This is a genomic window from Mesorhizobium sp. B2-8-5 (assembly GCF_006440675.2).
Lineage (GTDB): Bacteria > Pseudomonadota > Alphaproteobacteria > Rhizobiales > Rhizobiaceae > Mesorhizobium.
On record NZ_CP083951.1, the window covers coordinates 573,755 to 592,673 of the forward strand.

Annotated in this window: 21 protein-coding genes; 11 read left to right on the top strand and 10 right to left on the bottom strand. The window is 62.1% G+C overall.

Going from position 1 to position 18,919, the window contains the following annotated elements; genetic code table 11:
• The first annotated feature begins 54 nt into the window (after nucleotides 1-54).
• Complete coding sequence (locus FJ430_RS02635) at nucleotides 55-699, top strand: HupE/UreJ family protein (RefSeq protein WP_226892044.1); 645 nt, start codon at nucleotides 55-57, stop codon at nucleotides 697-699.
• Nucleotides 700-775: 76 nt separating this feature from the next.
• On the top strand, nucleotides 776-1,480 hold the full coding sequence (locus FJ430_RS02640; protein ID WP_140711155.1) for a hypothetical protein: 705 nt from the start codon (nucleotides 776-778) through the stop codon (nucleotides 1,478-1,480).
• A 94-nt stretch (nucleotides 1,481-1,574) separates the two neighbouring features.
• Here the strand turns inward: FJ430_RS02640 and FJ430_RS02645 are convergent, their stop codons facing one another.
• The 3 genes from FJ430_RS02645 to FJ430_RS02655 are packed head-to-tail and all read right to left on the bottom strand — an operon-like array spanning nucleotide 1,575 to nucleotide 4,034.
• Entirely contained in the window at nucleotides 1,575-2,378 is an 804-nt protein-coding gene (locus tag FJ430_RS02645) for a metal ABC transporter permease (protein WP_210242130.1), read from the bottom strand.
• Nucleotides 2,362-3,156, bottom strand: coding sequence for a metal ABC transporter ATP-binding protein (locus FJ430_RS02650; protein WP_140711154.1), 795 nt, complete (start codon nucleotides 3,154-3,156; stop codon nucleotides 2,362-2,364). The genes FJ430_RS02645 and FJ430_RS02650 overlap by 17 nt, the downstream gene beginning before the upstream one ends.
• The gene (locus tag FJ430_RS02655; RefSeq protein ID WP_140647742.1) at nucleotides 3,153-4,034 is read right to left on the bottom strand and encodes a metal ABC transporter solute-binding protein, Zn/Mn family; all 882 of its coding nucleotides are present in this window, start codon (nucleotides 4,032-4,034) and stop codon (nucleotides 3,153-3,155) included. Before FJ430_RS02655 ends, FJ430_RS02650 begins: the two co-directional genes overlap by 4 nt.
• Nucleotides 4,035-4,351: 317 nt before the next feature.
• On the opposite strand from FJ430_RS02655, the gene FJ430_RS02660 reads away from it, so the two are divergent.
• The 3 genes from FJ430_RS02660 (at nucleotide 4,352) to copD (ending at nucleotide 6,174) form a co-directional block, all read left to right on the top strand.
• Nucleotides 4,352-4,720: a hypothetical protein gene (locus FJ430_RS02660; protein ID WP_140711153.1), complete on the top strand. Its 369-nt coding sequence runs from the start codon at nucleotides 4,352-4,354 to the stop codon at nucleotides 4,718-4,720.
• Nucleotides 4,721-4,830: 110 nt separating this feature from the next.
• Entirely contained in the window at nucleotides 4,831-5,199 is a 369-nt protein-coding gene (copC, locus tag FJ430_RS02665; RefSeq protein WP_140711152.1) for a copper homeostasis periplasmic binding protein CopC, read from the top strand.
• Nucleotides 5,200-5,283: 84 nt separating this feature from the next.
• Nucleotides 5,284-6,174: a copper homeostasis membrane protein CopD gene (gene copD / locus FJ430_RS02670; protein ID WP_140711151.1), complete on the top strand. Its 891-nt coding sequence runs from the start codon at nucleotides 5,284-5,286 to the stop codon at nucleotides 6,172-6,174.
• 74 nt (nucleotides 6,175-6,248) lie between these two features.
• On the opposite strand, the gene FJ430_RS02675 is transcribed toward copD, so the two are convergent.
• The 6 genes from FJ430_RS02675 to FJ430_RS02700 form a co-directional block, all read right to left on the bottom strand.
• Nucleotides 6,249-7,649, bottom strand: coding sequence for a PepSY-associated TM helix domain-containing protein (locus FJ430_RS02675; protein ID WP_140711150.1), 1,401 nt, complete (start codon nucleotides 7,647-7,649; stop codon nucleotides 6,249-6,251).
• A gap of 89 nt (nucleotides 7,650-7,738) precedes the next feature.
• Complete coding sequence (locus FJ430_RS02680; protein WP_140711149.1) at nucleotides 7,739-7,984, bottom strand: hypothetical protein; 246 nt, start codon at nucleotides 7,982-7,984, stop codon at nucleotides 7,739-7,741.
• Nucleotides 7,981-8,601: an SCO family protein gene (locus FJ430_RS02685; RefSeq protein ID WP_140711148.1), complete on the bottom strand. Its 621-nt coding sequence runs from the start codon at nucleotides 8,599-8,601 to the stop codon at nucleotides 7,981-7,983. Before FJ430_RS02685 ends, FJ430_RS02680 begins: the two co-directional genes overlap by 4 nt.
• Nucleotides 8,582-9,133, bottom strand: coding sequence for a copper chaperone PCu(A)C (locus FJ430_RS02690; protein WP_140711147.1), 552 nt, complete (start codon nucleotides 9,131-9,133; stop codon nucleotides 8,582-8,584). The genes FJ430_RS02685 and FJ430_RS02690 overlap by 20 nt, the downstream gene beginning before the upstream one ends.
• Before the next feature lie 93 nt (nucleotides 9,134-9,226).
• The gene (locus FJ430_RS02695; RefSeq protein WP_140711146.1) at nucleotides 9,227-9,805 is read right to left on the bottom strand and encodes a hypothetical protein; all 579 of its coding nucleotides are present in this window, start codon (nucleotides 9,803-9,805) and stop codon (nucleotides 9,227-9,229) included.
• Nucleotides 9,806-10,462: 657 nt separating this feature from the next.
• A complete protein-coding gene (locus tag FJ430_RS02700; protein WP_140711145.1) occupies nucleotides 10,463-11,029 on the bottom strand; it encodes an ADP-ribosyltransferase domain-containing protein in 567 nt (188 codons plus the stop codon).
• A 196-nt stretch (nucleotides 11,030-11,225) separates the two neighbouring features.
• Here FJ430_RS02700 and FJ430_RS02705 point away from each other — a divergent pair, with 196 nt between their 5' ends.
• Nucleotides 11,226-11,870, top strand: coding sequence for a hypothetical protein (locus FJ430_RS02705; RefSeq protein WP_140711144.1), 645 nt, complete (start codon nucleotides 11,226-11,228; stop codon nucleotides 11,868-11,870).
• Nucleotides 11,867-12,673 (top strand): hypothetical protein, encoded by an 807-nt coding sequence (locus tag FJ430_RS02710; protein WP_140711143.1) that lies wholly within the window; start codon nucleotides 11,867-11,869, stop codon nucleotides 12,671-12,673. The genes FJ430_RS02705 and FJ430_RS02710 overlap by 4 nt, the downstream gene beginning before the upstream one ends.
• Here the strand turns inward: FJ430_RS02710 and FJ430_RS02715 are convergent.
• Nucleotides 12,654-14,228: a PLP-dependent aminotransferase family protein gene (locus FJ430_RS02715; protein ID WP_226892045.1), complete on the bottom strand. Its 1,575-nt coding sequence runs from the start codon at nucleotides 14,226-14,228 to the stop codon at nucleotides 12,654-12,656. The two genes, FJ430_RS02710 and FJ430_RS02715, sit on opposite strands and share 20 nt — an antisense overlap.
• A gap of 540 nt (nucleotides 14,229-14,768) precedes the next feature.
• Here FJ430_RS02715 and iolE point away from each other — a divergent pair.
• From iolE to FJ430_RS02735, 4 genes are all read left to right on the top strand, one after another.
• Nucleotides 14,769-15,698, top strand: coding sequence for a myo-inosose-2 dehydratase (iolE, locus tag FJ430_RS02720; RefSeq protein WP_140708404.1), 930 nt, complete (start codon nucleotides 14,769-14,771; stop codon nucleotides 15,696-15,698).
• Nucleotides 15,688-16,530 carry a polysaccharide deacetylase family protein gene (locus FJ430_RS02725; RefSeq protein ID WP_140708405.1) on the top strand — a complete coding sequence of 281 codons (843 nt, stop codon included), beginning with the start codon at nucleotides 15,688-15,690 and terminating at the stop codon, nucleotides 16,528-16,530. The genes iolE and FJ430_RS02725 overlap by 11 nt, the downstream gene beginning before the upstream one ends.
• 102 nt (nucleotides 16,531-16,632) lie before the next feature.
• Complete coding sequence (locus FJ430_RS02730; protein ID WP_226892046.1) at nucleotides 16,633-17,613, top strand: sugar ABC transporter substrate-binding protein; 981 nt, start codon at nucleotides 16,633-16,635, stop codon at nucleotides 17,611-17,613.
• Nucleotides 17,614-17,799: 186 nt separating this feature from the next.
• Nucleotides 17,800-18,918, top strand: coding sequence for an ABC transporter permease (locus FJ430_RS02735; protein ID WP_140708406.1), 1,119 nt, complete (start codon nucleotides 17,800-17,802; stop codon nucleotides 18,916-18,918).
• Nucleotide 18,919: the final 1 nt, after the last annotated feature.

Genomic DNA, 18,919 nt, shown 5'->3' on the forward strand with positions numbered 1-18,919 from the left:
TTGATGATTCCATCGATGGCAATTTGCCGGTTTGGCGACATGGCAGGTTCGTGAGTGGTGCAGAGTCTTGAAGAGAAAGCGGAACTGCCGTCCATCAGCAGCCCCCTCCGGTTTGGCTATTTTGCATACGGCATGGTGGCGGCGGCAACAGCTCTGACGGCCGGCTCCACGATGGCGCAAGCGCATATCATTCAATCGGGGACGGGTGGATTTGGCAGCGGCTTCGAACATCCGCTGACCGGGCCTGATCATTTCCTGGCCATGTTTGCCGTAGGACTGTGGGGCGCCCAGATCGGCGGGCGTTCGATCTGGACGCTGCCGGTTGCATTCCCGCTGATCATGGTCGTAGGCGGGATTGCCGGAATAGCAGGTGTCCCGCTGCCCGGTGTTGAGATTGGCATTGCGCTGTCGATCATCGCCCTGGGGCTGGCCATCGCTTGCGCATGGCGGCCGGCGGAATGGGTTGCGTTGCTTATGATTGCCGTGTTCGCCATTTGCCACGGACACGCCCACGGCGCGGAACTGCCGAATGCAGCCGACCCAGCCGACTATGCAATCGGCTTCGTCATCGCCACCGGCTTGATCCACCTGCTGGGTATCGGATTCGGACTTCTGCTGGGCAAGGCATTCGGCGGACGGTTGTCGCAGGGCCTGGGCGGATTGATCGCGGCGGGAGGCGTTTATTTCCTTGTCGCCTGAAACATATCCCAAGCGATCGGCGTGGCGATTCCTGTTTCGATGGTCAGGCCCTGTCGTGGCCATCGCTGGCGTTGCCATGATCGGCGTACTTGCGACCTCTTCGGAAAGGACGCAGACGTCGTGGTGGATCCTCAACAGCGCCCTTTCTCCTGAACGCGTCTTGCCGCTGGTCGGATTGGGCTTTGCAACCGCTCTGGTAAGCGTGAGGCTTGGAGTTCTCACACTCGTGGCATTGCTGCTGGGCGAGGTGGTCGGGGCTCTGCTTTACGATCGATTCCTTGATGTGATGGCCGGCGTACGGGGAGCGACGACTCACGCTTTCCTTACCGCGCCATTTTCGATGCTGATAATCGGCATCGTTCTCGTCGTTTCCGGTCGTTTCCGAACTTGCACAATACCCGCCGCGGCGTTGCTCATCGGCGCGTTGTTGGCCGTCGTCACAAAGTTCACCGACCCTACGTTGAACGATCTCCGAATACCGCTCTCGGGGACGATCATCGCCCTTTGGATCGTTGTCGCCGTCGGCCTTATCGGACGGATTTTCCCGCCTGCGTGGTACACGATCGGCACACGCATTCTGGGCAGTTGGCTGGTCGCGATCGGGCTCCTCCTTGGAGGAACGGCGATCGCCACCAAGCCTCCAACAACCATGTCCCAACCATCGGGGGCTGCTCCCGCCGATGGATTGCCCACTGGGAAATACCGCTACGAGCCTCCTGTTCAGCAATTTACGCGTCCGCGCGATTCCTTGAAGCAGGGCGAACACAAGCTGATGCCGTGAACGGTATCCCGGCCAGAAAAACATCTTGGTCGCGTGGCTGCGGCAGGCCGGCTGCTGCTCTGGTGTTCGACGCTTTCAGCCGTTCATCAAGGAGTCATTGCGCCGCCTTCAAGCGCCGGATGAGACCGGCGCCCAGATAGGCAGTGGCACCGAGCGATGTGATCCAGAAGCTCGTCGGCCAGTCTGTTTCGAACGCAAGCCACAAGCTGGTCCAGGCAATGGCGACCGCTAGCGCGATCGAGACAAGGATGCCCCGCAGCACACCGCGGGTCAGGCGCAGCGTCGTTGCCGCCGGGGCGACCATCAGCGCGAAGACGAGAAGCACGCCGACGATTTGGGTGGCTTCAGCCGTCGTCACGGCGACAATGATCATGAACAATGTCGAAACCAGATCGAGGTTCACGCCCTTGGCCTCCGCCAACTCAGGCTGCAGGCTGGCGAAGAGCAAGGGTCTGGAAATGAAGGTCAAGCCGACCAGGATCGCCAGGGAAAGCGCTGCAAGGATGACGACCGTCCGGAAACTGATGCCGAGCACGTTTCCGAACAGGACATTCGTCGCCTGGGACGCGAAAGCGGTGTAGAAATGCAGGAAAAGCAAGCCGAGACCGAGCGAAAGGGTCAGCACGATGCCGATCGCGACGTCGCGATGCGCTCTTTCGCCCAGAAGGCCGATGCCGATGCCGGCCAGCACGGTGAAGATAGTCAACCCGAAGAATGGCGACAGGCCGAGCAGACCGGCGCCCGTTGCGCCGGGAAATCCGACATGAGCCAGCGCATGTCCTGCGAAGGTCTGGCCTCGCAGCACGAGGAAATATCCTACCGCCCCGGTCACGATGGCAACGACCGTGCATGCGGCGAAGGCGTTGCGCATGAATTCGTAGTCAAACATCGTGAACATGCGCGGCGCCCTCCAGTTCAACGTCGTCGGCCATCACGAAGATGCGTCCGCCTACCCGCACCACGTTGATGTGCGTTCCATAAAGCCTCGACAGGACCGGACCGTTGATGACCTCGTCGACGCTCCCGATCGCGGCGTTGCCGTTCCCGAGATAGAGGACGGCATCGACGGCGCGCAGCAAGGGGTTGATCTCGTGCGAGCAGAAGATGACGGCGATACCCAGCCGCTCGCCGACCTCATGGACGAGTTCGATGATGGTGCGCTGATGCGCGGCGTCCAGGCTGATCAGCGGCTCGTCGAGCAGCAGCAGCTTGGGGTCGCCGATCAGCGACTGGGCGATGAGGATTCGCTGCCGCTCGCCCCCCGACAGCTCCGCGAACGGCCTCCTGGCGATATCGGCCGCGCCGACCTCTTCAAGCGCTTTCCATGCCGCGTCCTTCTCGATCGCCGACGCCGCCGGCCAGCGCCAACGATGGCCGCCCGCCGCCGTGACGACGAGATCGAAGCCGCTGATGCCGGCATGGGTCACGGTGCGGCGCGCCTGCGGCATATAGCCTATGGCGGGATTGCCGCGTGTCGGCGGCCGGCCAAGGACGGAAATCGTCCCGCTGGCCGGACGGAAAAGCCCCAGAACCGCGCGCAGCATCGTTGTCTTGCCCGCCCCGTTGGCGCCAAGCAGCCCCACGAACGCACCCTGTGGAATGGAAAAGGAGACGTCGGTAAGAACCCGGCGTCCCCCATAGGTCAATGTGACCCTGTCGAAGGCGATGACATTCATTGTGTGCGAGCGGCCAGGGCCTTCTGCACGTCGCTGATCTGGCCGCCGAACCACGACTGGATCGTCTTGCCGGCGGGTTCCGTCTCGGTTACGCCTATGACGGTGACCTTGTTCTGCTTGGCAATGTCGAGGAGACGCGTCGTCGCTTCGTCCGTCACCTGCGAATTGTAGAAGAGGATCTTGGCCGATCCGTCCTTGAGGCTGTTCTCGAATGCCGCCACCTGCGTCGGGCTCGGCTCGGCATCGTTCATCACCGTGACCTGAAAATCGTAATTCAGCATCTTGAGGCCGAGGGCATCGGCCATATAGCCGAACACCGGCTCCGTCGCGGTGACCTCGGTTCCGCCATAGGCCTTCTTGACGTCGTCGATCTGCTTGTTGATTGCATCCAACGACGACTGAAACTTCGCCAGGTTGGCCTGATAGTGCGCTGCATTGGCGGGGTCGAGCTTTGAAAGGTCGGCGGAGAGTTGCTTGGCGATCGCGGGCAGCGTCGCCGGATTGTACCACAAATGCGGGTTGTCGCCCGACTTCTTGCCGATCAGATCCGCGGCCACGATGGTCGTGCGCTGCGCGTTGGTGGAGGCCGATAGAAGTTTCTCCATCCACGGATCGTAATCCGCGCCGTTGTAGATGATGATCTTGGCGTCGGCGATCGTGCGCGCCGTCGATGGGCTGGTCTCGAACAGATGCGGGTCATCGTCGGGATTGGCAAGGATGCTGGTCACCGCGACATTGCTGCCGCCGATCTGACGGGCGAGATCGCCATAGAAATTCTCGGCCGCGACGATGTTCACCTTATCTTCGGCGCGAGCACCGCCGCCTGACAGCAATGTCACGGCGAACAACAGCGCCGCCAAAAATGGAAAGGAACGCATGTCTTTCTCCCTTTGCAGAGCGAGGCAACCCCTGTCGCCGAAGCGATCACTGGGTAGGTTATGTTATTACGTCAGTCAACCAGAAAGCGATGTTATCACATAACGGAAATGTGAAATATGTGCGGTCCGCTGTCGGCAGGTCCGACCTCCCGCGGCCTGACGATACCTAGGTACCGTAGGCCAATCGGTGCTCGCCGGCCGCCACGGTTTCGCCCGCGGCGCCCAATTTTTTGTTGTCGTCCCGCTGGCCGAAGCCACGATAGCCAAGCCGAAATCACGTATGCTATAGCCCTGGAGGACAGGATCGGCTTGGCCAAATGACATTGTCGCGCAGACGATCGCCCGCACCAGCAGCGATCGCCGCTGCGCTGGTTCTTTTCGTTCAGGCATTCGTAAGCGGTGCGGGAATCGGCGCGCAGGCCGCCGCCGGGCCGCGCGATGCTTTCGGCAACATCTTGTGCACCGCCGATGCGGGAACCACTTCACACAGCGGATCGCATAGCGGCGGCTATGATTGCGACTGCTGCCTGTCCGGCTGCGATTTCGCAACGGCGATCATTCCCGAAGCGAACAGCGTCGAGCCGCTGTTGAACGCCTTCCTCATCACCTCCGACAGCAGGCGTTTTTCCGATGCATTGGTCCGGCGTTACGAGCTTCAGCCGCTCAGCTCACGCGGTCCCCCCTGACTGGAAACCGGCGGAAGCAACCGTGGCGGTTGCAGGATCGCTTCTAGATCTCGACCAGTCTCCAATTCAATTCGGGCCGGCCTAGTCCGCCCACCATAAGGAAATGAACCATGCGCAATATCGTTCTCGCAACCGCATTTGCAGCCCTCTCCTCCGTCGCGCTTTCGGAAGCCGCGTATGCCCATGCCCATCTCGAAGCGGCGCAACCGCCGATCAACGGGACGGTCAAGGAAGCGCCTACGGAGCTTGACCTCAAGTTCAGCGAGGAGCTCAACCTGAAGTTCACCGGCGTGAAGGTCACCGGACCCGATAAGAAGGCGGTCAAGACCGACAATGACATGCTGATGGACGGCGATAAGACCTTCATGGTCAATCTACCAGCAGGACTTGCTGCCGGTACCTACAAGGTCGAGTGGCATGCGCTGTCGCAGGACGGCCACAAGACGCATGGCGACTACAAGTTCACCGTGAAGCCGTGATCGGCCAGAGGGGGCACGATTCGTGCCCCCTCGTTCGCCCCGCCCGATGATGGACCACCCTACGTCCGATCGCCCGGCCGCCCGATGACGCCGGACACCCTGCTCATGGCCTGCCGCTTCGTTCACGATGCGGCGCTGATGCTGCTATGGGGCGGCTTCGGCTATCTTGCAACGCTTGTCCCGCGACGTCTGGCCGAGCCGGTGGCGGAGAGGTTGACGATCTTTCGCCTTGCGGCGGTCGGCCTGGTCCTGGTCACGACATGCGCGGCATTGCCGCTGCAGGCCGCGATGATCGGCGATGGCTGGCCGGATGCCGTCAACGGACAGGTGCTCGGCGACATCCTTGCCTCGACGAGCGTCGGCAAGGCGTGGCTTTGGCAACTGTCCGCTGCCGGCGCGCTGGCGATCGCGCAAAGCGCTTCCGCCCGCCTTGTGCCAATGGCGACGGCTGCGACGGCGGCCCTGGCCTTGGCCAGCCTCGCGCTCACTGGACACGCCGTCATGCAGGACGGCTGGCAAGGCGTTGTCCATCCGCTCAACGACATCCTGCACGTGCTTGCCGCGGGGGCATGGTTCGGCGCCCTGCTGCCACTTGTGCTCGTGCTGGCCAGATTCGGCCGGCCGGCATTTCGGGCGGAGACCGCGACAGCGCTTCGCCGTTTCTCGACGGCCGGCCACTGGGCGGTCGCGCTGGCGATCCTCTCCGGCATCGGCAACAGCCTTTTCATCATCGGCTGGCCGCTCGGCTGGGGTTCGACCTACCAGGCTTTGTTGACGGCGAAGATCGCTGTCGTGCTCGTCATGACTTCGGTGGCGATTCTCAACCGCTACCGGTTTGTGCCCCGCATCGGCCGCGACCGAGCATCGGCCCTCGCGGCAATCCGGACAGGCACGCTGGTCGAGATCGGCCTCGGCCTTGCCGCCATCCTGCTCGTCGCGATCTTCGGCATGCTCGATCCGAACGGCGGGGAGTGATCCTACCTGATGGCGGAGCCCGATTGTTCCGCGATATGGGCTCGTCCGCAAAGGCGGGCGAGCCCGTTCGAGCGTCAGGCTCCCGCCGGCTGAAGACCAGCTTCCTTGAAGCGCTTCGGCACCAAGCAGTCGATGATGGCGAAGACGACGATCGCGATGCCAGTCAGCGGGAAGAGAGCCGAAACCGCAAGCGCGATCACTATGATCGCCACCGGCGCCCGGTAGTTCTTCGGATAAAGCGGCGCGCCGAGGCGCCCCGTGGGGCGGCGCTTCCACCACATCACGACGCCGGACAACGCCATGGTGATGACGGAAAGGCAAAACAGCACGTTGAGCGCCGTGTTCCACCAGCCGAGATTGGCCTGGTGCAGGGCAATACCCACCGCCATCGCCTTGCCGGCCAGACCGTAGTCGGCGAAGCGCACGTCGGCGAGGATCTTGCCGGTGTAGCGGTCGATATGCACAGTGCGGTCGCCGAACGGGTTCTTGGTGTCGGCATCCATCGAATCGGCCGAGATCGTGTACACGCCGCCGTCGTCCTGCGGCGCGTTGATGCGAAACTGCTCGGTGAATCCATTGGCACGGGCGTAGGCAGCGACCGTGTCGAGATTGACGGAACCCATCTGCAGCCCGGCGGAACCCGCCTGCGAACCCGACATCGGCTTCGGCGTCTGCTCCAGCGCCCAGGGCACTTCCTTCATCGCGCCATGGTTCATCGAGGCATGGGTCTTGTCGGAGAGCGGAACATTGTCCCATTTCGCCGCCGGAAAGGTGCTCCAGGCCTGCATGATCTTGGTGCCCCAGATGCCGGTCCAGGAGAGACCGGAGAGCAGGAAGAAGAACAGCACGATCGAGATGTAGAAGCCCAGCGAGACGTGGATTTCCTTCCAGAACGAGCGCCCCGGCGCGGAGAGATTCGGGAACAGCACCTTGCCGAGTGAACGTCCGTTGCGCGGCCACCACATATAGAGCCCGGTGAGGATCAGCACGATGCCGAGGCCGGCGGCAACCTCGATCAGACGATCGCCGACATCGCCTAACAGCAGCGTGCCGTGGATGTTGTCGGCCCAGTAGAACCAGGTATCATCCTTGACGATTGTATCCAGCGCCTTGGCGCCATGCGGATCGACGGCGACCACATTGTCCTTGCCATTGCCGTTGACGATGAAGACGGTGGCGCGGTCGGCCTCCTTGGACACCACCATCAGCTTCAGCGCGCCGCCGGGAATCGCCGCGACGGCCGCTTGCGACTGCGCCTCGTAGGAAGCGCGCTCGCCACCGGGCGCCACGTAGTGCTTGGCGCCGAGAAAGGTCTCGATCGAATTGCCGTAGACCATGATGAGGCCGGTGCAGGCGAGCACCAGCAGGAACGGGATGACATAGAGGCCGGCATAGAAATGCCAGCGCCAGATGGCGCGATAGAGCCTTGTGCTGACAGCCACGTCCGGCTGTGTCGCAAGCGTTGCGGTAGACATGATAACCTCTCCAGGAAGGCGGTCCGAACGGCCGCCGTTGCAATGTTTTGAAAGGGGTACGGCCGCGTCCGGGACGCGGCCGTGCTATTTCAGTCGCGTCCGATGCCAGGCAGCACATGGTGGACGAGAACAGCCAGTTGGCCGAACAGCCATGCCACCACGAAGGCATCAAAGACATCGAGGCCGTTGCGCTGCAGATCGAACAGCCGCGCGCCCGGTTCGGGAGACTTCCGGACAACCCAGGCGAACACGGCAAGGCCGGACGCCGCACCCGTGGCGAAGGTCAGTCCGAACTGCACCCAGGGACTGGAGCTTGTGCACTGGCCCAGTCTCATGCCGAGCCGCCGATAAGACGGCGCAGTTTTTGAATCCGCATCGCCATCTCCTCACCGTAGGAGATCGTCCCGGTGAACCGCCCTTCGGCATCCATCAGGAACATCGTCGCGGTGTGGTCCATGGTGTAGTCGCCGTCGTCGGTCGGCACCTTCTTGTAGTAGATGCGGTATTCCCTGCCGATTGAGGCGATCTCGGTTTCGGTGCCGGTAAGCCCGGTAATGTGCTTGTCGAAGGACTGCAGGTAGCGCGCCATGAATTCCGGCGTATCCCGCGTCGGATCGACGGAGACGAACAGCACCCTGAGCTTGTCGGCATCAGGGCCGAGGGTCTTCAGCGCTTCCGTCGTCTCCCACAGCGTCGTCGGGCAGACTTCCGGGCAGCGCGTGAAGCCGAAGACGATCGCGAACGGCTTGCCGCGCAGGTCGGCGTCCGAAAGCTTCTCCCCGGTCTGGGTGGTGAGCGTGAACGGCCCGCCGATCGGCGAGACGTTCCGCTGCACCAGCCTTGGCCAGACAAGCATTGCGGTTATCCCGACCAGCATAAGCGCCAGGCAGGCGAGCGCGATGATCGAGCCCAATCGCCTTGCGGGACGAGCACTATTCGCCGTGGTCGTCATGCTCGCCTCCCATGGCGTCGACGGCGTATTCGACCTCGACCGTGCCCGCCTTCTCGAAGGTCAGCGTGCCCTTGAAGGGCTGGCCCTGTTTGACCGGCTGCTTCAGGTCCATGAACATGATGTGGAACGAGCCGGGCTTGAGCGTGACCTCACCGCCGGCCGGTATCTCCAACCCGTCGGCGAGTTGCTTCATGGTCATGACGCCCTGGGCGTCCACAGCCATTTCGTGGACTTGCGTCATGCCGGCTATGTCGCCGGTTGCCGAGACGAGGCGATCGGCCGTCGATCCATGGTTCTTCAGCGTAAAGTAGCCGGCGGCAACCGCCGCACCTTCAGGTGTGGCACGCGACCAGGGATGGACGATCTCGATATCGCCGGCCTTGAACTCATGTGCCCACAAGGAGTGGGTTGTTGCGAAAATCAGTGCCAGCGTGAAAACGGCGATGCCTAGCCGTTCCTCGAACGAACGAAATCGGCCGAGCGGATGGGCAAACGAAAGCGTGCGCGCGAAAGCGCGGAATGGATGGTGCATTTGGATTGCTCCCAAGGCGGTCCCACCGATTTGACGGCGGAATCCGAAGCCTTTGATCTTGAAGGGTGATGTCCCGCCTACACGGGTCGCCGATCAGACCAATATTGGGGGAGCGCGGGGATTGCCGGGCCGATAGCGCTTCTCGTTGAGGTCTGTCGTCTTGGGGTGGGTGGACGCCAGTCGCTCGGCGATGCGCAGACCTGGCGCGATCTGGCCAACATTCGTCGGCGCGGCCACGCCTGGCCAGAACATGCTGCAGGCGAAGGTGCAGCAGGAGGGGACTTTGGAGTGATCCGGCGTACTGTTGCCGCCCGAACCGTCATGATCCGGACCGTTGAGGCAGAGCGGATTGCCGAAAGCATCCAGTTGCTGCCCAGCGCCGGCCGCGCCGAGCGCGAAGGCGCCGACGACAGATTGGACGACAAGCACCAGCGCAAGCGCTAGCGCTAGCGCTCCAATCAGCCCTGCTTTCCTGGTGCGACAACCCACAAACGGCCTCCAATGACCGATACCTATCATCACGCCGGAGTGATCAGAAATACTTTCCAAAGGTGCGGCGATTTGTGCAAGCCGTTTTGCGGCACCAAACGGCCTACGATTTGGGCGATGAGGTTTGGACCCTGAGGGCAGGAGTTTGCCTTTGAACGCAATTCTCGCGACGGCAAAGGTCACGCAAGTCTTATTTCTCGGGATGATCGACTGCCGCTATTTTGACTCGCGCCCTTTCGATGATGTGGCGCCGCTTGGAACGAATTTCAGTGGTATCGACAGTTCGTTTGGTCAGCTTCGCCACGCTCGGGCGTCTCCTTGAAAGATTCCGCGCGTAAGCAAAGCGTAAGCACGGCAGGGTAGGGTTTCGGCTGCCCTGTCGTAGACTCGGCGCTTATTGAATTCAAATTTGTTTTTTGATTTCAGCAGCATAGCGCGAAATCGGATAGAAATGGATAGTTTCGGCGAAACCGATTATCCATTCTCCGAAGGCAGAGGTCACAGGTTCGAATCCTGTCGGGTGCGCCAGGTTTACTTGGCGCATTGAGAATGCCAAAAGGTCTAGAATTCAGGACTTAGAGTGACCGCAGACACACAAGCTGCAGGATTAAGGAGATATGCGGCAGCGCGCTTCCGGCATCTAGCCGCGCGAAGACTGCATCCTTTTTTGAAACCGCGTCTTCGGATCAACAGGGACATTCAGCCCAAGAAATCTACGGCCAGCAGCTTTCTCTTCCTCCGAAAGTGAGCGGACCTGCTTAGCATTTTCCGACCCCGCACCTTCGACGCGTTTCATAGTCCCAAGAGCCGACTGAGTTTTGCGCTTCCGTTCAGATGTGATCATGGCAGTTCGTCCAAAAATATCGCCGCTTTGCCTTCTGATACCGTGCTCTCAACCACCTGAAAGGATCGTCCCGAAGGGATCAGCACTTCGTTCTCATCGTATGCGGCGAGGAACCATATTCGTCGTGCAGTAAGCGCTTTAATGGTAAACAGTACGTTACCGAAGTAGGCCTCCTCTCCCCGAACAGCAGCGCTTGTAAATCCGGGAAACTGCATGACCTTACCAACGCTATATCTGGCCACAAAATCATCCACGTCAAGGGTCCGGTAGCCCCTGTACACCAGCCCTCCATGAAGAGCATACGGAGGAAGCTTTCCGAGAGCATTGTTCAAAACGTCCGTGAACTGCAAGACCTCTGAGGAGGCCTCACCCTTCCACAGGGAACCGTTTATGTGGTCATGCCAAGCGACACCGGTTGAATATACGTAGAATGCCAGTGCCTCATACCCGAGTATTGTATCGGTGTAAGGCCTATCTAGATCACGAAAGCCCTTTGCATATCTCTCGGCAGTTTCGGTTCCAACGATTTTTGCCACGCACTCAAGAAAAGCATCCCCATTCATACCACTTATTTTGTCCCTCGACCCAACATGCAGGGCATCCTAGCAAGACGTCCGCTTCGCAAATAGAGCACTTTGCATTGAGGACGGAGGAATCCAACGGAAATCCATATCAAACTGTGAAAAGATGACTTCCTTCATTGCGGTAGGCAAATTTTGGATCAAAAGTTGTGGACTGACGTGACGGAGGAGAAGGCCTGTGGGCGAAGCAGAATTAGATAGCCTGTTGGCGCGGATGCCAAAGATTGCTGCTGCAGTGAACGAATTTAAGTCCGAAGCGATCCAGCAATCCGTATTCAATGCTCTCCTTACGGCCTACGGCTTCAAAGTTGCCCAGGCAACGCTGTCTAACGCAGCGCAAGCTCCAGACACTCTGCAACCGCGGGAAGCAGAACTGGTGGCCAAGACGGGCGATGAAGGCACTCCGTCCAAGGCGGCGTCTCCACCTAAGCAAATGAAGCCGAGAAAATCTTCGGCGGGAGCAAACGGTCAAAATTTCAAATTCCTCCGAGAACTAGACCTCCGGCCAGCGGGCAAGAAGTCGTTCTTCGATTTTGTGGCGGAGAAAGTTCCCCAAACCAATGAAGACAAGTTTGCCGTCGCTGTCTATTGGCTTGAGCAAACCGCCGAACTTCCTGCTGTTACTGCGGACCACGTCGGTACAGCCTTTCGAATGGTGCCGGAATGGCGGGAGCCTTCCGACTTGAAGGGCTCCTTGCGGGTTGCATCTAGCCGGAAGGGCACAATCGTCACCAGCGACATGGACAACATCCGGATCACTCCGCAGGGCAGGAACTTCGTTGACCACGATCTTCCTCCGCCGGCCAAGGCCACTAAATCGTGACGGCCACACCTCAAGTCATATTCTCAGGCATACCGGAGGGTCTTAGACGGCCCCTGCTTGATGAGTACAACAAACTCGCCAAGCACTATCGCGAGGGGCACTGGGAGCCCGCAGAACTGAACGGCGGCAAGCTATGTGAGATCGTCTATTCGATCCTTAGGGGCCACGTTGACAGCGCATTCGCCAATGCACCTTACAAGCCAGACAACATGGTTGTTGCCTGCCGGAAACTAGAGGAGGCCACAGGCTTCCCGAGGTCAGTACGCATACAGGTCCCTCGCATGCTCCTGGCTCTCTACGAGATTAGGAACAACCGCAATGTCGGGCACATCGGCGCCGACGTCGACCCTAGCCATATGGATGCTTCCCTAGTGCTCGCGATGGTAAGGTGGATGATGGCAGAGCTAGTCCGCATCTTTCACGGCACCACGACAGAAGAAGCCACTCAGATGGTTGAAAGCCTGACTGAGCGGAGCTTGCCAATCCTATGGCACGTAGGTGACGTAACACGGGTGCTTGCCCCGCTGAGCGCCAAGGACAAGACGCTTGCGGTTCTCTACAGCGCGCCCGGTCCTTTGGATGTTAAGAGCCTGCTTGCATCGGTCGAGTACGGCAACGCCTCTCGTTACCGATCAAGTATCCTCAAGGACGCGCACCGCGAGCACCTCTTGCACTTCGACGCCAAGGCAGACACAGCGCAGATTTCCCCAGTTGGTTCGCGCTATGTCGAGGAGAGAGTGGCGCTCGAAACTAGCGGGTACATCCAGTTCCAAGGCGAAAGGTCTACTCCGCGTCCTCGCTAGATGACCTGTCAGATTTGTGAGGTCGCTTTGGCGACTTTGTGGCGGCTCTTGTCGGGTGCACTATATTCTCGGAGTCGTCCCCCTCACCCAGCGTCTCCCTTATCGCCGCCGCCAGCCGCTCCACCCCGTCCCGCGTCTGCGCCGCATCGCAAGCCGCATAGCCCAGCACCAGCCCTTGTGTCGGCGCCGTGTTCTGGAAATATTTCGACAGCGGCGAGACGTTGATGGCCCGCCTTGCCGCCGCCTGGCTGACCTTGATGTCGTCGATGCCCTCTTTCAGATAACCAACCACCTGGATACCGGCCTCGGCGGGGGAGAGCGTGATCTCGTCGCGCAGGCGTTCGGTGACGATGTCGCGGAAAAGCTGGCGGCGCTGGGCGTAGATGCGGCGCATGCGCTTCAGGTGCCGGCTCATATGGCCTTCGGTGATGAAATCGGCCAAGGCGGCCTGCAGCAGCAGCGGCGCGAACTGGCCGGTGGTGGAGAGCGCGTTGACGATGCGGCCGGCGAGCTCCACGGGAAGCACCATGAAGCCGAGGCGAAGTGCGGGAAACAGGAGCTTGGCGAAGGTGCCGACATAGATGACGCGGCCGGAGCGGTCCATGCTCTGGATCGCCGGCACAGGCCTCCCTTGAAAGCGGTATTCGCCGTCGAAATCGTCCTCGATCACCCAGGCATTGGCGGTCTCGGCGATGTCGAGCAGGCGCAGCCGCTCCTCCATGCGCATGGTGATGCCGAGCGGATGCTGGCAGGCCGGCGTCACATAGATGAGGCGGGGCAACGGGTCCGGCGGGTCGAGATACCAGCCGCGCTCCTGGTCGACCGGGATGGGCAGGATCCTGGCACCGGCCACGGTGAAGGCGGCCTTGGCGCCGTAATAGCCGGGCTCCTCCATCCACACCGTGTCGTCGGGATCGAGCAGCAGGCGGGCGAGAAGGTCGAAGGCGGCCTGCGCGCCGGTGGTGACGACGATCTGCTCGGGCCGGCAGCGCACGCCGCGGGCGGAGAAGAGATAGCCGGCGATAGCCTCCTTCAGCGCCGGGTGGCCGGTGACGTCATAAGTGCCGAACAGCGTCTCGCCGCCATGGCTGGCGCGGCGCGCCACCAGCCGGCCCCAGACGCCGAAGGGAAAGCTCTGCGCATCCGGCATGCCGGGGTGGAAGGCGACGTGGCCCGGCCTGCCGTGATGATAGGGCTGGCTGAGCAGTTGCTGGCCGCGCAGCGAGGGCTGGCGCAGCGGCACCGGCGGCTCCTCGCGCGGTGACTCGCGCGGGCCATCCGGCAGGTCGACGATCACCGGGCGGGCGCCCTGGCGGTTGGCGAGATAGCCTTCGGTGACGAGCTGGTCGTAAGCGGTAACGATGGTGTTGCGGCCAAGGCAGAGCTCGGCGGCCAAGGCGCGGGTGGAGGGCAGCTCCGAGCCGGGGGGAAGCGCGCGGCTGCGGATGATGGCGACGAGGCCGTGATAGAGCTGGCGCGTGAGATGCTCGGGGCTCGCGCGGTTGACCGCCAGCATGTCGAGGGGGAAGGGTTGGGGCTTGGGGTGGGGGCGCATGGGGGTTAGCCGTCGCCGTAGGTACGAAGGCGGGCCGAGATATGCTTGCTTTGCACGGTCGAGTTCCTTCGCCCCCCTCTCTGTCCTGCCGGACATCTCCCCCGCAAGGGGGGAGATCGGATGTCGCGCAGGCTTTCGCCAATCGCCAACGTCGCAAAAGGGCGCGCGACGGCGAAGCTGCCAATCTCCCCCCTTGAGGGGGAGATGCCCGGCAGGGCAGAGAGGGGGGCCTCGCGCCACCGCTTGATGATTTCCAGATTTCCCATCCTCCCCCCATCCTGCCACAGCCACCTCCCGACACAAACTGGTTCCTTCATTTTCCGGAAAACTGGCCCTCGCGGGGGAGACAGAGCGGGATAGACTTCCCGCACTGACGTTGGGGTAAGACGTCGAAGACAAAACAAGTTGGGCGGGGTGCTGGGAGGGCGTCCTGCCGAATGAAACGGCGGGGTTTCGCGCCCTGTCGCCAGCAATCGCAGCCATCTCCTCCCGAGACCAGACACCCCGCAGCCATCCCGGCTGCGGGGCGGAAAGCGAGCAATGACGACAGTTCGACTTGGCATAAACCCGATCACCTGGACCAATGACGACGTGCCGGAACTGGGCGGCGACACGCCGCTTGAGACCTGCCTGAGCGAAACCGCCGAGGCCGGCTATGCCGGCACCGAGCTCGGCGGCAAGTTCCCGCGCGACAGCCGCGCGCTCAGGCCCATCCTCGACCATTACGGGCTGGCGCTGGTCTCCGGGTGGTATGACGGCCGCATCTGCGAGAACGATGTCGACGAGGAATTCGAGGCGATCCGGCCGCATCTGACGCTGCTTCGGGATCTCGGCGCCCGGCGCGTCGTCTATGCCGACACCTCGCGCGGCCGGCATGGCGCGATCCACGACCCGATCTCGCAGCGGCCGATGCTGATGGACGGGGAATGGAAAGCCTATGGCGCCAAGATCACCCGGCTCGCCGAGCGTTTTTCCGATTTCGGCGTCGGCATGGCCTTCCACCACCACATGGGCACGATCGTCGAGACCGACGCGGAGATCGACAGGCTGATGCACACAAGCGGCGAGGCGGTCGGCCTGCTCTACGATACCGGGCACTGCGCCTTTTCGGGCGGCGATCCGGAGCAATTGCTGCGCCGGCATGTCGAGCGCGTCGTGCATGTGCATTGCAAGGATGTGCGCCCGGCAGCGCTGAAGAAGGCGCGCGACGCCGACATGAGCTTCATGGGCGCGGTGATGGAAGGCATCTTCACCGTGCCGGGCGACGGCGCGATCGACTATCCGACGCTGCTGAAGATCCTCGCCGACCAGGGCTATTCCGGCTGGCTGGTGGTCGAAGCCGAGCAGGATCCGGCCAAGGCGCACCCCTTGACCTATGCGACGATGGGCTACCGCAATCTGAAGAGGCTGGCGCAAGGCGCGGGCTTCTACGTGCACGAGCGTGCACAGGAGGTCCGCCATGCCGGCTGAACGCAAGGTCGTCATCAACATCGACGATGTCGGCATGTGCCATGGCGCCAATGTCGCCTATCTGAAACTGAAGCGCGCCGGCGCGGTCGACAGCGGCTCGGTGATGATGCCCTGCCCCTGGTTCCTCGAGATCGCCGAGGAAGGCGCGAAAGACGCCTCGCTCAACCTCGGCGTCCACATCACGCTTACCTCCGAGAAAAAGTACTATCGCTGGCGGCCACTGACCAAGGCGAGCCAGGCGTCGGGCATCGTCGATAGCGACGGCTATCTGTTCCGCTCCGTGCCGGAATTGCGCGCCAAGGGCGAGCCGGAAGCCGTGGAGGCCGAGATGCGGGCGCAGATCGACGCGGCATTGGCCGCCGGGCTCTCGCTCACCCATATCGACGGCCATATGGGCGCGGTGTTCTCGCCGGAATTCGTCGACCGCTATGCAGCGGTCGGCATCGACTACGGCCTGCCGACTTTGTTTCCGAAAAGTATTACGGTCTACGGACCGATCCATAATCTGGGCAAGCTGGACGACGGCGTCTATGCCGCGCCGGGGAAACGGCTGGAGCAAGCCGGCGAGACGCTGGCGAGCGCCGTGCTGGAAACGCCCTGGCATCGCAACCAGCCGGCCCGCGCGCGCTATGAGGCCCTGTTCAACCAGATCGGCGAAGGGCTCAATTTCCTTTGCCTGCACGCCAATGCGCCGGGCGAGATCGAGGAGATCGAACCCAACTCGGCGCAGATCCGCATCGACGAATTCGACCTGCTTCCAGACCCGGACTTCATGGCCTTCGTGGAAGGATTGTCCATCCGCCGCGGCTCGCTCCGGGATTTCCGGGCATGATCATGCCCGCAAGGAGAGACCTGCAATCATGACGAAATGGCCTGACCAGGGAGGGTCGAGGCCAAGACTTTGGGAACACAACAACAACTGAGGAGAACCACTATGAGTGCCTTATTCTCGATCCGGAATATGCTCGGCGCCGCGGCGCTCTCGCTTGCTTTTGCCGGCGTCGGCATTCTGCCTGCGCCGGCCCAGGTGAAGCAGGAAGGCGATGTGCGCATCGTCTTCGTCACCCACGGCCAGGCCAACGACGTCTATTGGAGCGTGGTGAAGAACGGCATGCAGGCCGCCGCCCAGCAACTCGGCGTCAAGGTCGAATACCAGGCACCGGAAACCTTCGACGTGGTGCGCATGGCGCGCATGATCGAGGCGGCGACCGCGTCAAAGCCGGACGGGCTGGTCGTCTCCATCCCCGACATGGACGCGCTGAAGGCGCCGGTGGAAGCGGCCAAGGCGGTCGGCATTCCGGTGGTGGTCATCGACAGCGGCGAGGAAGCGGTGGAGCCCTGGGGCCTCGATCTCTTCGTCGGCGGCGGCTCGGAATACGACAATGGCGTCAAGGCCGGCGAGATCATGGCCAAAGCCGGCGTCAAGAAGGGCATCTGCATCAACCACGAAGTCGGCAATGTCAGCCTCGACAAGCGCTGCGAAGGCTATAATGACGGGCTGAAGAAGAGCGGCGGCTCCTCCGACGTGGTGGCGGCCACGATGGACCCGACCGACGTGACGCGCCGTGTCGAAGGCTATCTCACCGCGCATGCGGACGTCACCGGCGTGCTGACGCTCGGCCCGACCGTCGCGGCACCGCTGCTCAAGATGTTTTCGGATGCCGGCACGATCGGCAACTACAAGATCGGCACCTTCGACCTGTCGCCCGAGATCCTCGATGCCGTAGCCAAGGGCACGATGATGTTCGGCATCGACAACCAGCAATATATGATGGGCTATTATCCCGTCGTCTTCCTGACCAACAAGGCGATGTACAAGACCTTCCCGACATCGGCCGTGCGCACCGGTCCGTCGTTCATCATGAAGGATGATGCGGCCGCCGTACGCGATCTCAGCAAGGCCGGCATCCGCTGATGCTATAATGGCCCGACGGCGCTCAAAGATAGAGCGTGATGTCGTCCGAAAACCGCTTCACACTTTTCGGCATCATGCTCTGGCCGGCGGGCACTTGTTGGACACGGAATCCGGACGGAAGCCAAGGCGAAGCCGCCGAACCTGCCGCTTCGGATTTTTCCTGGGGTGCCCTGGACGCTTATTGGGATGACGATCTTGACCGATGCACTGAACCCGGCCCATCCACCCGAGCCGAAGCCCGTTTCGCGAAGGCTGGTGCGCCTGATGCGGCGGCCGGAGCTCGGCGCCATCACCGGCACGGTCATCGTCTTCCTCGCTTTCGGCATCACAGCCGGCAATAGCGGCCTGTTCTCGATGGCCGGCATCGCCAATTTCCTGCAGGTGTCGGCGCAGCTCGGCATCCTTGCCGCGGCGGTCGCGCTTCTGATGATCGGCGGCGAGTTCGACCTGTCGCTGGGTTCGATGATCGGCTTTGCCAGCGTCACAATCGGGCTTTGCGTCACCCAGTTCGGGCTGTCGATCCCCGCGGCGGTGGCGATCGCCTTCGTCATCGCCATCATCGTCGGCGCTTTGAACGGCATCCTCGTGGTGCGCACAAGGCTGCCCTCCTTCATCGTCACGCTGGCAGGCCTGTTCATCCTGCGCGGGCTGACGCTGGCCATCACGCGCACCGTCACCGGGCGCACGCAGATCCCCTATATCACCGACGGCCAGGAAGGCAGCTTCGTGGTCTGGCTGTTCGGCGGCAAGTTCGGCGCGCCGGTCTTCGCCTGGCTCGCCTCGCATGGCGTGATCGACGCCCGGCCCGACGGCTCGGCGATGGTGCAGGGCCTGTCGATGTCGATCCTGTGGTGGGTGGCGGTGACGGCCTTCGCCACATGGCTGCTGGTCAAGACGCGCTTCGGCAACTGGGTGTTCGCCGTCGGCGGCGACGACCGCGCGGCGCGCAATGTCGGCGTGCCGGTCGACCGGGTGAAGATCTTGCTGTTCATCGGCACGGCGCTGTCGGCGACGCTGTTCGCCGTCATCCAGGTGCTGGAAGCCGGCTCCGCCGACACGCTGCGCGGCACGCAGAAGGAGTTCCAGGCGATCATCGCGGCGGTGATCGGCGGCTGCCTGCTCACCGGCGGCTACGGCTCGGCGATCGGCGCCATGTTCGGCGCGCTGATCTTCGGCACGGTGGAGATGGGCATCTTCTACACCGGCATCGACACCGACTGGTTCCAGGTCTTCCTCGGCTCGATGCTGCTGATCGCCGTGCTGGTCAACAATTACGTGCGCCGCAAGGCGACGGAGGCGCGCTGAC